The organism is Paludibacterium flexuosum, from assembly GCF_037076605.1.
GTDB lineage: Bacteria > Pseudomonadota > Gammaproteobacteria > Burkholderiales > Chromobacteriaceae > Paludibacterium.
On the sequence record NZ_AP029060.1, the window covers coordinates 3,543,645 to 3,555,933 of the forward strand.

General features: G+C 58.9%; 12 protein-coding genes and 6 tRNA genes. 11 read left to right on the top strand and 7 right to left on the bottom strand.

The window, feature by feature from the left end; genetic code table 11:
• The first annotated feature begins 25 nt into the window (after positions 1-25).
• Entirely contained in the window at positions 26-880 is an 855-nt protein-coding gene (locus AACH39_RS16740) for an AraC family transcriptional regulator (protein ID WP_215777318.1), read from the top strand.
• A 143-nt stretch (positions 881-1,023) separates the two neighbouring features.
• Positions 1,024-1,572 (top strand): hypothetical protein, encoded by a 549-nt coding sequence (locus AACH39_RS16745; RefSeq protein WP_338620619.1) that lies wholly within the window; start codon positions 1,024-1,026, stop codon positions 1,570-1,572.
• A 74-nt stretch (positions 1,573-1,646) separates the two neighbouring features.
• Here AACH39_RS16745 and guaB read toward each other — a convergent pair whose 3' ends face one another.
• Positions 1,647-3,110 (bottom strand): IMP dehydrogenase, encoded by a 1,464-nt coding sequence (gene guaB / locus AACH39_RS16750; protein WP_215777314.1) that lies wholly within the window; start codon positions 3,108-3,110, stop codon positions 1,647-1,649.
• Positions 3,111-3,274: 164 nt separating this feature from the next.
• Here guaB and uvrC point away from each other — a divergent pair, with 164 nt between their 5' ends.
• The 7 genes from uvrC (at position 3,275) to AACH39_RS16785 (ending at position 6,245) form a co-directional block, all read left to right on the top strand.
• Positions 3,275-5,083: an excinuclease ABC subunit UvrC gene (uvrC, locus tag AACH39_RS16755; RefSeq protein WP_215777312.1), complete on the top strand. Its 1,809-nt coding sequence runs from the start codon at positions 3,275-3,277 to the stop codon at positions 5,081-5,083.
• Between the two features lie 32 nt (positions 5,084-5,115).
• Positions 5,116-5,697: a CDP-diacylglycerol--glycerol-3-phosphate 3-phosphatidyltransferase gene (pgsA, locus tag AACH39_RS16760; RefSeq protein WP_215777309.1), complete on the top strand. Its 582-nt coding sequence runs from the start codon at positions 5,116-5,118 to the stop codon at positions 5,695-5,697.
• Positions 5,698-5,770: 73 nt separating this feature from the next.
• Positions 5,771-5,846, top strand: a tRNA-Gly gene (locus AACH39_RS16765).
• A gap of 25 nt (positions 5,847-5,871) precedes the next feature.
• A tRNA-Gly gene (locus AACH39_RS16770) sits at positions 5,872-5,947 on the top strand.
• 21 nt (positions 5,948-5,968) lie between these two features.
• A tRNA-Gly gene (locus AACH39_RS16775) sits at positions 5,969-6,044 on the top strand.
• A gap of 21 nt (positions 6,045-6,065) precedes the next feature.
• Positions 6,066-6,141: transfer RNA gene (locus tag AACH39_RS16780), tRNA-Gly, on the top strand.
• 30 nt (positions 6,142-6,171) lie between these two features.
• Positions 6,172-6,245: transfer RNA gene (locus AACH39_RS16785), tRNA-Cys, on the top strand.
• 70 nt (positions 6,246-6,315) lie between these two features.
• On the opposite strand, the gene AACH39_RS16790 is transcribed toward AACH39_RS16785, so the two are convergent.
• The 4 genes from AACH39_RS16790 to AACH39_RS16805 all read right to left on the bottom strand — a co-directional run bounded on the left by AACH39_RS16790 (position 6,316) and on the right by AACH39_RS16805 (position 8,679).
• Positions 6,316-6,495 carry a zf-HC2 domain-containing protein gene (locus AACH39_RS16790; protein WP_338620621.1) on the bottom strand — a complete coding sequence of 60 codons (180 nt, stop codon included), beginning with the start codon at positions 6,493-6,495 and terminating at the stop codon, positions 6,316-6,318.
• Entirely contained in the window at positions 6,486-7,052 is a 567-nt protein-coding gene (locus AACH39_RS16795) for a sigma-70 family RNA polymerase sigma factor (protein WP_338620622.1), read from the bottom strand. The genes AACH39_RS16790 and AACH39_RS16795 overlap by 10 nt, the downstream gene beginning before the upstream one ends.
• A 140-nt stretch (positions 7,053-7,192) precedes the next feature.
• A complete protein-coding gene (locus AACH39_RS16800; protein ID WP_215777302.1) occupies positions 7,193-8,377 on the bottom strand; it encodes a class I SAM-dependent rRNA methyltransferase in 1,185 nt (394 codons plus the stop codon).
• A 226-nt stretch (positions 8,378-8,603) separates the two neighbouring features.
• Positions 8,604-8,679: transfer RNA gene (locus AACH39_RS16805), tRNA-Asn, on the bottom strand.
• 204 nt (positions 8,680-8,883) lie between these two features.
• Here AACH39_RS16805 and AACH39_RS16810 point away from each other — a divergent pair.
• Together AACH39_RS16810 and AACH39_RS16815 are read left to right on the top strand one after the other, a co-directional pair.
• On the top strand, positions 8,884-9,891 hold the full coding sequence (locus tag AACH39_RS16810; RefSeq protein WP_338620623.1) for a hypothetical protein: 1,008 nt from the start codon (positions 8,884-8,886) through the stop codon (positions 9,889-9,891).
• Between the two features lie 123 nt (positions 9,892-10,014).
• On the top strand, positions 10,015-10,320 hold the full coding sequence (locus AACH39_RS16815) for an H-NS histone family protein (RefSeq protein WP_215777295.1): 306 nt from the start codon (positions 10,015-10,017) through the stop codon (positions 10,318-10,320).
• A 66-nt stretch (positions 10,321-10,386) separates the two neighbouring features.
• Here the strand turns inward: AACH39_RS16815 and AACH39_RS16820 are convergent, their stop codons facing one another.
• Both AACH39_RS16820 and AACH39_RS16825 read right to left on the bottom strand, forming a co-directional pair.
• Complete coding sequence (locus AACH39_RS16820; protein ID WP_215777293.1) at positions 10,387-11,514, bottom strand: M14-type cytosolic carboxypeptidase; 1,128 nt, start codon at positions 11,512-11,514, stop codon at positions 10,387-10,389.
• A gap of 142 nt (positions 11,515-11,656) precedes the next feature.
• Positions 11,657-12,217, bottom strand: a complete 561-nt coding sequence (locus tag AACH39_RS16825) for a phasin family protein (RefSeq protein WP_215777290.1) — start codon at positions 12,215-12,217, stop codon at positions 11,657-11,659.
• Between the last annotated feature and the right edge of the window lie 72 nt (positions 12,218-12,289).

A 12,289-nucleotide genomic window follows, 5' to 3' on the forward strand; every position in this document is an offset into this window, starting at 1 on the left:
AATGAGGATCCGCTAGGCTGTGAACATGAAAACTGGCTACCGTCGTCATGACACAGATCTCCGCTACCTGGCCCGATTGCGCCTGGCCTTGCGTTTCCTGTGGGCGAATCTGGATCAGGATGTGTCGCTCGAGCGTCTGGCCGAGGTGGCCTGTTTCTCGCCCTGTCATTTTCACCGTATTTATCGCGGACTGATGGGGGAAACCGTGTTTGATACGGTGCAGCGTGCCAGGCTGTTGCGGGCAGCGCGCCAGCTGTCGCATGCCGATCTGTCGCTGCAGCAGGTGGCCAGACAGGCAGGATATGGCAGTCCGGCTGCCTTTGTGCGGCGTTTTGCCCGGCATTATGGCATGTCGCCCGGCCGCTATCGCGCCGGAGTCCGGCGTGCCCCCCGCTTCGATCTGGAGACGTTTATGCAGACTGTTCGAATCGTGACGCTCGACCATCCTATGACCTTGCTGTTGCGCCCGCATCAGGGCGATTACATGCGCATTGGCGAGGCTTTTGATGATTTGATGCTGCGCGGCATGCCGGGCTGTGGTTCGGGTGAGTCGCCACGCGTATTCGGCCTCTATGACGACGATCCGGACAGCGTGCCGGTCGAACGCCTGCGCTCGGCAGCCGCCATGAGCTGGCCTGCGGATCGGCCCGCGCCGGAGGGCTTGGTGTTGTGGCGCTTGCCAGCAGGCCGTTTCGCAGCGACCCGCCACACCGGTCCGTACAATGAGTTGACCCGCAGCTGGCGCAGCCTGTATCGCGAGTGGTTGCCGCAAAGTGGCGAGGAGCCGGCCGACTTGCCTTGTATTGAGGAGTATTTGAACAACCCGCGCACGACAGCGCCGATGGCGTTGCAGACGGATTTGTGGATTCCCTTGCGGTAGCGATGCTGACGGCGAGGGAGTCAGGTTGCGTCGGTCGGTACTGAAGCCGTGCCAAGGCGGAAATTTCCGCCCGCAGGGTCGCTCTCAGAGCGTGGATGCCGGATGGCAGGCGTTCACACTTTTCATCTTATAGGAGCGAATCCATGCAAAAGCATAATGTTTGGTCGTCCACGACTTCGGCCGTTCAAGTGGAAGATGGCACCACCCTGCTTGTGCCGCCGCTGTTTATCGATGGCAGCGATCAGGATGACGTAATGCAGGGGGGGCGTTACGGCGAGATCATGGATGGTGCCGCCGGTAACGATCGCATCGACGGCAGCGATGGCCATGACTCACTGGAGGGGCGCGACGGCAATGATGTGCTGCTGGGCGGGCGTGGTGATGATCGTATTGCCGGTGGGGCGGGTGAGGATCTCATGACCGGTGGCGAGGGCCGTGATGAGTTCTTCTGGCACCGCGAGGAGCTGGGCGGGACCGATACGATTACCGATTTTGAATTGGGTATCGATCACCTCTATCTGCCGCAAGGCATGGATACGGTGCTGGTAGCAGGTACCGAGGGTACGGCGCTGCAGCTGTTCGATGCCGGTGACAGCACGCTGCAACAGACCATTCTGTTGCAGGGGGTGAGCTGGTCGCCGGAGGCGCAGAGCCAGGCCGAGATGCTGGAACGCTTGTTGATGCCTGTCTGAGACCTCCCCGTGACGGGTCGATAAAAAAACGCCGCGAAGTGATTCGCGGCGTTTTGTTGTCAGGACGGCGGGTATCAGCGGTCGACGTGGTAGTTCGGCGCTTCCTTGGTGATCTGCACATCGTGCACGTGCGATTCACGCATGCCGGCCGAGGTGATTTCGACGAAGCCGGCTTTCTGGTGCATCTCGTCGATGCTGTTGCAACCCAGATAGCCCATCGAGGAGCGCAGACCACCCATCAGCTGGTGGATGACCTGAGCAATCGGACCCTTGTAAGGAACGCGACCTTCGATGCCTTCCGGGACGAACTTGTCGGTGTTGGCTTCGTTGTCCTGGAAGTAGCGGTCTGCCGAGCCCTGGGTCATGGCGCCCAGCGAGCCCATGCCACGGTAGGACTTGTAGGAGCGGCCCTGATACAGCTCGACTTCGCCCGGCGCCTCTTCGGTACCGGCAAACATGCCGCCCAGCATCACGCAGTTGGCGCCGGCTGCCAGCGCCTTGGCGATGTCGCCGGAGAAGCGGATGCCGCCGTCGGCGATCATCGGGATGCCGGTGCCACGCAGGGCTTCGGAGACGTTGTGGATGGCCGTCAGTTGCGGTACGCCGACACCGGCGACAATACGGGTGGTGCAGATGGAGCCCGGACCGATACCGACCTTGACCGCATCGGCGCCCACGTCGGCCAGTGCCTTGGCGGCAGCGGCGGTGGCGATGTTGCCGCCGATGACGTCCACGTGCGGGAAGTTCTTCTTGACCCACTGTACGCGCTCGATCACGCCCTGGCTGTGACCGTGGGCGGTATCCACTACCACCACGTCCACGCCGGCGGCAACCAGCAGTTCGACACGCTCGTCGGTGCCGGCACCGACGCCGACGGCGGCGCCGACGCGCAGGCTGCCCTGGCTGTCCTTGCAGGCGAACGGGTGTTCGCTGGTCTTGATGATGTCCTTGACGGTGATCAGGCCCTTGAGCTCAAAGGCATCGTTGACCACCAGCACGCGCTCGAGGCGGTGGTGGTGCATCAGCTCACGTGCCTCGTCGATGCTGGCGCCTTCCTTGACGGTCACCAGGCGCTCGCGCGGGGTCATGATCGAACCGACCGTCTGATCCAGACGGGTTTCGAAACGCAGGTCACGGTTGGTGACAATCCCGACGACCTTGCCGTTCTCGATGACCGGCAGGCCGGAAATCTTGTGTTGGCGGGTCAGCAGCACCAGATCGCGCACCAGCATGTCCGGGGCGATGGTGATCGGGTCTTTGACGACGCCGCTTTCGTGGCGTTTCACCTTGGAGACTTCCAGCGCCTGTTTTTCCGCAGTCATGTTCTTGTGCAGAATGCCGATGCCGCCTTCCTGGGCCATGGCGATCGCCAGGCGGGATTCGGTCACCGTGTCCATGGCTGCGGACAGCAATGGCAGATTCAGCTGAATGTTGCGGGACAGTTTGGTGGAGAGTTGTACGTCGCGAGGCAGTACTGCGGAGTGCGCGGGGACGAGGAGAACGTCGTCGAAAGTATAGGCTTTCTCGATGATACGCATCTGGCGTTTCCTTTGCGGCAAATGAGCATTATACAGGTACAAGGGTTATGGATGCAAAACCCTGTGTTGGCAAGCCGCTTTTGCAGCATACGCCAAGCGGGTTGAAATGCTTGATAGAATGAGCGCTGGGCGCGGCCGGACCGCGAGTCGCAAGCATGGAAGCCATGAGCAAAACACCCCCGTTTGACCCTAAACCGATTCTGGCCAATCTGCCTCAGTTGCCCGGTGTCTATCGCATGCTGGATGCCCAGGGCAAAGTGCTGTATGTCGGCAAGGCCGTCGACCTGAAGCGTCGGGTCAGTTCCTATTTCCAGAAAAGCGATCTGTCGCCGCGCATCCAGCTGATGGTGCGCCAGATTGCGGCCATCGAGACCACCGTGACGCGCTCCGAGGCCGAAGCGCTGATTCTGGAAAACAATCTGATCAAGGCCCTGACGCCGCGCTACAACATCCTGTTCCGCGACGACAAGTCCTATCCCTATCTGATGCTGACGGCGCATGCCTTTCCGCAGATCCGTTATTACCGCGGCGAGCCAAAGCGGCCGCATCAGTATTTCGGCCCCTTTCCCAACAGTTATGCCGTGCGCGAGAGCATTCAGATGCTGCAGAAGGTTTTTCGCCTGCGTACTTGTGAGGATGCCGTTTTCACCAATCGCTCGCGGCCCTGTCTGCTGTATCAGATCAAGCGCTGCTCGGCGCCTTGCGTGGCGCATATCGATCAGGAGGGCTATGCCGCCGATGTTGCCAGCGCTGTGGCCTTCCTGCAGGGACGGGACTCGGATCTGACGGATCGCCTGACCGAGCGCATGATGGCCGCGGCGGAACAGATGGCCTTCGAACAGGCGGCCGAGCTGCGCGACCAGATTCAGGCGCTGTCGACCATGCGCGAGAAGCAATTCGTTTCCAGCAATGCGGCCCAGCATGACGCCGATGTGGTGGCGGTGGTGGCGCGCGAGGGCGTGTATTGCGTCAATCTGGTGATGATTCGCGGTGGGCGCCATCTGGGCGACAAGAGCCTGTTCCCGAGCAATGACGAGGGCGCGGATCTCGACGCGGTGCGTGAGGCCTTTCTGGCGCAGCATTATCTCGGTGCCCCCTTGCCGCCATTGATTGTCACCAATGGCGAGATTTCCGCCGCCCTGCGCGAACGGCTGGAGGAGCAGGCCGAGCGCCGGCTGGCCCTGGTACACAACCCGATCGGCGAGCGCCGTGTCTGGCTGGAAATGGCAGAGAAAAATGCCGATCTGGCCATCCTGCAGAAACTGGCCAGTCACGCCAATCAAGCGCACCGTCTGGCGCAGCTCAATCAAGTGTTGTCGCTGGAAGGCGTTGAGCGGATCGAGTGCTTTGATATCAGCCATACTCAGGGTGAAGCCACCGTGGCTTCCTGCGTGGTGTATGACCAGACGGACATGCAGCCCTCGGAATATCGCCGTTTTAATATCGAAACCGCCAAGGGCGGGGATGATTACGGTGCCATGCGCGAAGTTCTGTCACGTCGTTATGGCAAAGTGATGGCCGGTGAGGGCAAACGCCCGGATCTGGTGCTGATCGATGGCGGCAAAGGGCAGGTGGGGGTGGCGCTGGAGGTTTTTGCCGAACTGGGCTTTGATGTGCCGATTGTCGGGGTGGCCAAGGGCGAGGAGCGCAAACCGGGTCTGGAAACACTGATCCTTCCCTACTTGCAAAAAACGGTACAATTGCCGCATGACCATCCGGCCTTGCATTTGATTCAGACCATCCGTGACGAATCTCACCGCTTTGCCATCACCGGTCACCGTGCGCGACGGGCCAAGGCACGCATCGCCTCCAGCCTGGAAGAGATCCCGGGGGTCGGGGCCAAACGGCGTCAGCGGCTGCTGATGCGTTTTGGCGGATTGCGCGGGGTGGTGGCAGCCAGTCAGGATGATCTGGCCCAGGTCGAGGGAATCAGCCGGACGCTGGCCGAACAAATTTATAACGCCTTGCACTAGCCCTGGCAGTGCAAATTACAAGAAGCAGTGCGATGCCGTTCAATTTGCCGATATTACTGACCTGGATTCGGGTCGCCTTGATTCCGATTTGCGTCGCGGTCTTTTTTCTGCCCGATACGGTGCTGAATTTCGACATGCGCAACATCGTCGGCGCGCTGATCTTTGCCCTGGCTGCGATCACCGACTGGCTGGATGGCTATCTGGCCCGCCGCCTCAAGCAGACCTCGGCATTCGGTGCGTTCCTGGATCCGGTGGCCGATAAACTGATCGTCGCCGCGGCGCTGATCCTGCTGGTCGAGCTCAATCGCACCCCGGGCTGGATGGCGATGATCATTATCGGGCGGGAGATCGCCATTTCCGCCTTGCGCGAATGGATGGCGGAAATGGGCAGCCGCAAGAGCGTTGCCGTGGCCTATATCGGCAAGCTCAAGACGACCGCGCAGATGGTGGCGATTCTGCTGCTGCTGTACGCAGGTCCGGTGATCCCGGGGTTTGACACATTGCTGCTGGGAAATATTTGCATGGTTGTCGCCGTCATTTTGACTTTGTGGTCAATGGTTTATTACCTCCGAATGGCCGCCGGTGAATTTTCAGGTAAAAAAATTGATCTGTAATCGGTTGACAGAAGCGGATTAATCTTTATAATTCGCAGTCTCTCGAAGCAAGCTTCGGGAAGAAATCCGGAGTGCGGGAATAGCTCAGTTGGTAGAGCGCAACCTTGCCAAGGTTGAGGTCGCGAGTTCGAGCCTCGTTTCCCGCTCCAACACCCCGGTAAAGTTTTTAGCGACGCGGGAATAGCTCAGTTGGTAGAGCGCAACCTTGCCAAGGTTGAGGTCGCGAGTTCGAGCCTCGTTTCCCGCTCCAAAATTTAATGTTGTGCCGTATGCGGGAATAGCTCAGTTGGTAGAGCGCAACCTTGCCAAGGTTGAGGTCGCGAGTTCGAGCCTCGTTTCCCGCTCCAGCGACACACAAACAGTTTTACGCGGGAATAGCTCAGTTGGTAGAGCGCAACCTTGCCAAGGTTGAGGTCGCGAGTTCGAGCCTCGTTTCCCGCTCCAGACTGGATCGCATTGCGATCAACACCTCATGGCGGGGTGGCAGAGTGGTTATGCAGCGGCCTGCAAAGCCGTGTACGCCGGTTCGATTCCGACCCCCGCCTCCAAGTTCAAAGCCCGGTTACTCATCGAGTAACCGGGCTTTGTCGTATGGGCGGCATCTTCTCTGCGCGCTATTTATGGCTGCGGGGGCGTGCGTCGGGCGGCCTGGCGGATGAAGCCGAGGCTCCGGCGGAAGTTGCTGCAGGCATCGCAAACGCTCAGGTGCAGCCGCAGCTTGATGTGTTCACCCAATGACAGAGGTTGATCCTGAGCCTGCGACAGCAGTCGTGACACCTGTTGGCAAGTCAATCGCATGATGTTTCTCCAAACCAGTTCTTCTCAAGGCATAAGCGCAGGCTCATGCGTGCCCGGTATAGCAGTACCGAGCAGTGAGACGCGGTGATCTCCAGTTGCTGGCAGATTTCGCCGATCTCCATGTCCTGAACCTCGCGCAGGGTGAAGACCAGGGCGCTGCGGGGTGGCATGCGCTGGCTGCACTCGCGGAAGACTTGCCAGAACTGCTGGTCTTCCAGATTGCTTTCAGGCTTTTGCCAACGTCTTGGTCCATCCGATCCCCAGTGTCCGGTATGGTCGAACAGGGTTGCCAGATCAGACAGGTCTTCCTCTTCATCAGGGGTGAGCGTCAACTCGCGACCTTGCCGGCGTTGAGCATCCAGCAACTTGTGCTTGAGGATGCCGGTCAGCCAGGTGGCCAGCGCCGAGTTGCCGGCGAAGCTGTCCGGTTTTTCCAGCGCGGCGACAAATGTCTCCTGTACCAGATCGTGGGCGGCATCTTCGTCTCGCAGGCGAAACAGTGCGTAGCGCAGCAAACCCTGGCGATGTGGCTCCAGCTCCTCGGCATGGACGGTCATGCTGTCTCCAGGGGAAAAATCCCTGTGTAGCATGGATGAATGTGCGGCAGCAAGTTGTCTGTAGGTTAGTCGCGTCAGAAGCGATTTTCTGACAGGCGTGACGCCGGACCGTACGGCGACGGCCCGGCGCAGGGGGATCATCAGGCACCGGCCTTGCGAACCAGCAGGCCTTTCAGGTAGTCGCCTTCCGGGAAGGACAGGGCGACCGGGTGGTCGGGGGCGGCCGTGAAGCGCTCGACAATGCTGGCGTCACAGCGGGCGTCGACCGCCGCCGAGGCGACGATCTTCTGCAGCAGGTCGGCGCTGACGCCGCCCGAGCAGGTGAAGGTGGCCAGCAGGCCGCCCGGGCGCAGCAATTTCAGGCCGAGCAGGTTGATATCCTTGTAGGCGCGGGCAGCCTTTTCCACGTGCTGTGCCGTCGGTGCAAACTTGGGAGGGTCGAGAATGATCAGGTCAAAGCTGCGGCCCTGGTCGCGCAGCAGACGCAGGTATTTGAAGGCGTCGGCCTCTACCCAGTCGGCGCGTGCCGGGTCCAGTCCGTTGAGTTGCAGGTTGCGTTCGGCCTGCTGCAGGGCTTCCGCCGAAGAGTCTACCGAGACGACGTGCCTGGCCCCGCCGCGCAAGGCGGCGAGCGAGAAGCCGCCGCTGAAGCAGAAGCAATTGAGCATGTCGCGGTCACGCGCCAGTTCGCCGATGCGGCGGCGGTTTTCCCGCTGGTCGAGATAGAAGCCGGTTTTCTGGCCGTTGACCACATCCACCTGCATGCGCAGACCGTACTCTTCAATATTCAGTACCCCGGCCGGCAGCTGGCCCCACAAGACGCCAGCCTGAGGCGGCAGGCCTTCCAGGGTGCGTACGTCCACATCCGAGCGTTCATAGATGCACTGGCAGTCTGTCAGTTGTCGCAGTGATTCGACCAGTGCCGGTTTGAAGCGCTCAATGCCGGCTGACAGGGCTTGCAGGACCAGAACCGGACCGTATTGATCGACCACCAGTCCCGGCAGGCCATCGGACTCGCCATGGACCAGGCGCTGCCCGGCATCGTGGCGAATGGCGGGTCGGGCGGCGATGGCTTGCTGTAGCCGGCGGTGTAAAAAGGCCTCGTCGATCACCGCTTGTTCGTTGACGCTCCATACCCGGGCACGGATTTGAGAGGCCGGGCTGAAGGCGGCGTAGCCCAGAAAGCGACCGTCGTGTGCCCGTAGAAGGACGGTTTCACCGCTTGTCGGCTGGCTGTCCATGCGATCAATGGCACCGGAAAAAACCCATGGGTGGCGATTGAGCAGGGATTTTTCCCGGCCGGGTTTGAGCGTGAGTGTGATCATGGTGATGTGAGATGTGGGTGGGTGCGCAGAAGCCCGAAGCTTAGCCAGCAGCCGGGGTGTGGTCAAGAAAGCCTAAGGCGGCCGGGGCCTGTTGTCGCTGGTTTGGTGGTCTAAATGTCTGTCTGACGTATTTGTTGAAAATTCAGGCCGTGTTGCGGTCGTTCTGTCATTTTTTGTCGGTCAGAAATGCAAAACCCCAGTCATTCATGACTGGGGTTTTTGAATTTGGCTCCCCGAGCAGGGCTCGAACCTGCGACCTGCGGATTAACAGTCCGTCGCTCTACCAACTGAGCTATCAGGGAATCGTGAGGCAGAACTATACTGGCCAATTGGCAGTGTGTCAAACGATAATTTGTGTCGGCAGCGATATTATTTTAGCTTTGTGTCTAAGGCCATGAATTAAAATATATTATGAAAATGACATTTTTCTGCGCCAAGGATCCTGCTATGGCTGACGTCGGCATTTTGGTAGGATATTCAGTATTAAAACTAAAGGGAGTCCAGCCATGAGCAGCGAATTGCAATCTGGGTTATCTGGTGCACTAAGCCATGATGCTGAAATGGTCTTTTCCGATTATCCGGCACAGTTGGCCGCCCTGCAGCAATCCTCCGTGGTTTGTTCGCTGAGTCAGTTTCGCTTGCTCAGGGTAACGGGTGAAGAGGCGGGGAGTTTTCTGCAGGGGCAGTTGAGCAATGATGTCCGTTTGCTCAATGGTAGTAACGCTCAATATACCGGTTATTCCTCGGCCAAGGGACGTCTGTTGGCCTCTTTTTTGTTATGGCAATTTGGCGAAGATTATTATCTTCTTGTTGCGTCAGATTTGGCTGAAACGATAGCAAGAAGATTGGCGATGTTTATCCTGCGCTCGAAAGTCAAATTGACCATTTGTGATGACTGGGTGCTGAGCGGGTTGAATGGTGCCGATGCGGAATCTTGGCTGAGTCAGCAAGGGCATGTGATTCCGGAATCTCCTCTGCAATTGACTGCTGCTGTGCCTGGAACGATGCTGCTGCGTTTGCGTCATGGCGCCCTGTTGCTGTTGTCTCCGGCGCAAGGTGGTGTGGTATTGCCGCAGGCCGGGCTGCCGGTTGAACCTGAGGTCTGGTCTCTGCTGGATATTGCGGCCGGGGTGCCCTGGATTTCCCTGGCTGTTCAGGATGAGTTTGTCGGGCAAATGGTCAATCTGGACCTGATCGATGCGATCAGTTTTACCAAAGGCTGCTACCCCGGGCAGGAGATCATTGCCCGTACGCGATATCTTGGCAAAATCAAACGCCGCATGCTGAAAATCCGCCTGCCCGGCGAGGCAGTCTCCGGCGCCCCTTTATATTGTCAAAGCATGGGGGATCAGTCGGTTGGGGCGATTGTCAATGTGGCGCGGGAGCAGCCTGGATTTAGCCTTGCACTGGCCGTTATTCAGTTGTCGACAATTGACGAGGGAATTTATCTCGATAAGGCGCTGTCACAAAAAATCGAAATTCAGTCCTTGCCTTATTCAGTTTCTGATGAATAAAATAAATAAAAAACACAGCCAGTACGCCGGTACTCGGCTGGCGAAACAGGTGTAAATGCATGAATTCTATCTCCCGCATATTTCTGTGGGATACCCAATGAACATGACAAGGTAGGCAGATAAATGGAACTGAATAAACTCAGCTATGCAGAGTTGCTTGATTTGAAGTCAAAACTGGATGTCGAGATCAAATCTCGCGAGCAAGAAGAAAAAGCCAAGGCTAAAAAGCAGATTATGGATCTGGCCAAGGCCCATGGCCTGACCATCGAAGAAGTCCTCGGCAAGTCCGGCGGTGTGCGCAAGCCGGTAGAGGCCAAGTACCGCCATCCGCAGCATCCGGAACTGACCTGGACCGGTCGTGGCCGCAAGCCGGTGTGGGTACAGGAGCTGCTGAACGCCGGTAAAACCATGCAGGATCTGGCAATCTGATTCTGCCGGCAGGCAAATAAAAAAGCGCCTAACAGGCGCTTTTTTTATGCCCGGCGGGCATCGGCGTTAGCGTACCTTGCCGAGAATGCCATAGATGGCGCTCAGCATGGCTTCGCCCAGCCGCAGGCTGCGCTGGCCGTTCCAGCCGAAATCGTCATCGGGCAGGTTGGCATTGTCCTTGAAGGGCATTTCCAGCGTGTAGGCCAGGCAGCGGAACTGCTCGCCGACCCAGTTGGTGGCCATCGACAAATCGGCGGTTCCCGGTGCGCTGCGCGCGTAGCCAAACTCGTCCTGGAAGTCGGGGCTGGCCTGCTTGAAGAGTGACCTGAATTCGTTTTCGATGGCTTCGATGCGCGCATCGTAGGAAGGCACACCCTCGGTGCCGGAGAAGAACACATAGGGCAGGCCTTCATCGCCATGAATGTCGAGAAACAGGTCGACGCCGGTCTGCTGCATCTTCTCTCTGACATGCAGGACTTCCGGGCTGCGTTCAGCGGTCGGGGCCAGCCACTCGCGATTGAGGTTGGCGCCGGCGGCGTTGGTGCGCAGATTGCCGTGAATGGCGCCATCCGGATTCATGTTCGGCACCACGTAGAAGGTGGCGCGATCCAGCAGGGCACGCGATGTCGGGTCCTGGGTGTCGAGCAGGCGGTTGAGCAGTCCCTCGATGAACCACTCGGCCATGGTCTCGCCGGGATGCTGGCGGGCGATGATCCAGACCTTCAGGTCGGATTCGACTTCGTGGCCGATGGTCAGCAGATCGATGTCGCGGTTTTCCACGGTCGATCCCAGGCAGGATACCTGGCAAAGCCCCGAGCCCTGTGCCTGACCGATCAGGTTCAGGTGCTGCTCGTAGGAGTAAGGCTCGAAATAGGCGTAATAGATGCTATTGGCCAGCGGCACATGTTCGATGGTCATGACTTCGCCATCAAACTCGGCGGGGACACGGAACCAGTTGATGCGGTCGTAGGACGCCATCGGCTGGTAATCGACCCAGCCCTTGGGGTAAGCGCAGGCCCCGGCATTCAGGAAGCGGATGGTACAGTTCTCGTACGCCGCGCCTTGCAGGCGGAAATAAAACCACTGGGCGAAACTGGCGGCATTGTCCGCACGGATTCGCAGCTGGATATCGTCGAATTGTTGAGCGGAAACGATCTCGATACTACCGGCATCGAAGTTATGACTGATTTTCATGCGCTGAACCATGAAGGGAGGGTTCAAAACCCCGGATTGTAAACCTGTCTGACCTGCCTTGCATGACTTCCTGTGCGGTGGCGCTGTGCAAAGCAACAGCGGCCACCCAGGGGTGGCCGCTGTCAGACCGGCAAGCGGGGGGTCAGCCCTGTGCGGCGGCACCGCGCTTGGTCGGGGTCTTGGCGGCATCGGCCGTGGCGCTGGTGGCGGCCTTGACGCTGGTATCGGCAAACTCGGCCACTTGCTGGGCGGCACGGGTCAGACTGCCGATGGTGGCCGAGGCGGCTGCAAACGAAGACTTGATCGCATTGAGCGCGGCATCGGAACCGGCCGGGCTGTTCTGCGACAGGGTATCCAGCGAGCTGAGCAGAGACTTGTTCAGGCGAGCCAGGCTGTCTTCGGTCAGGGCAGTCAGTTCGCTTTGCGTCTGCGACACGATCTCGTACAGACCGCGGGAGTTTTTCAGCGATTGCTGGAAGGATTGGCTGAAGACCTTGTTGATCTGGCCCAGCGCCTGTTGCGGATCTTTCAGGCTGCTCAGTTCCTGAGCAATCTTGACATTCTCTTCAAGCACCTGCTTGGAGAGCTCGAACTGTTGCTTGATCAGGCGTTCGCTGCTGTCCAGAGAGATCTGCGCCAGGCGCAGCAGGTTTTCAAAACCGTTACTGGAAAACTGGCTGAATGATTCGTTGATGGCAAACATGTTGTACCCTCGCAGGAGTCGATAAAATGCGCGATGGCCATAATAAATTGACGCACCGCAACATGACGGCAG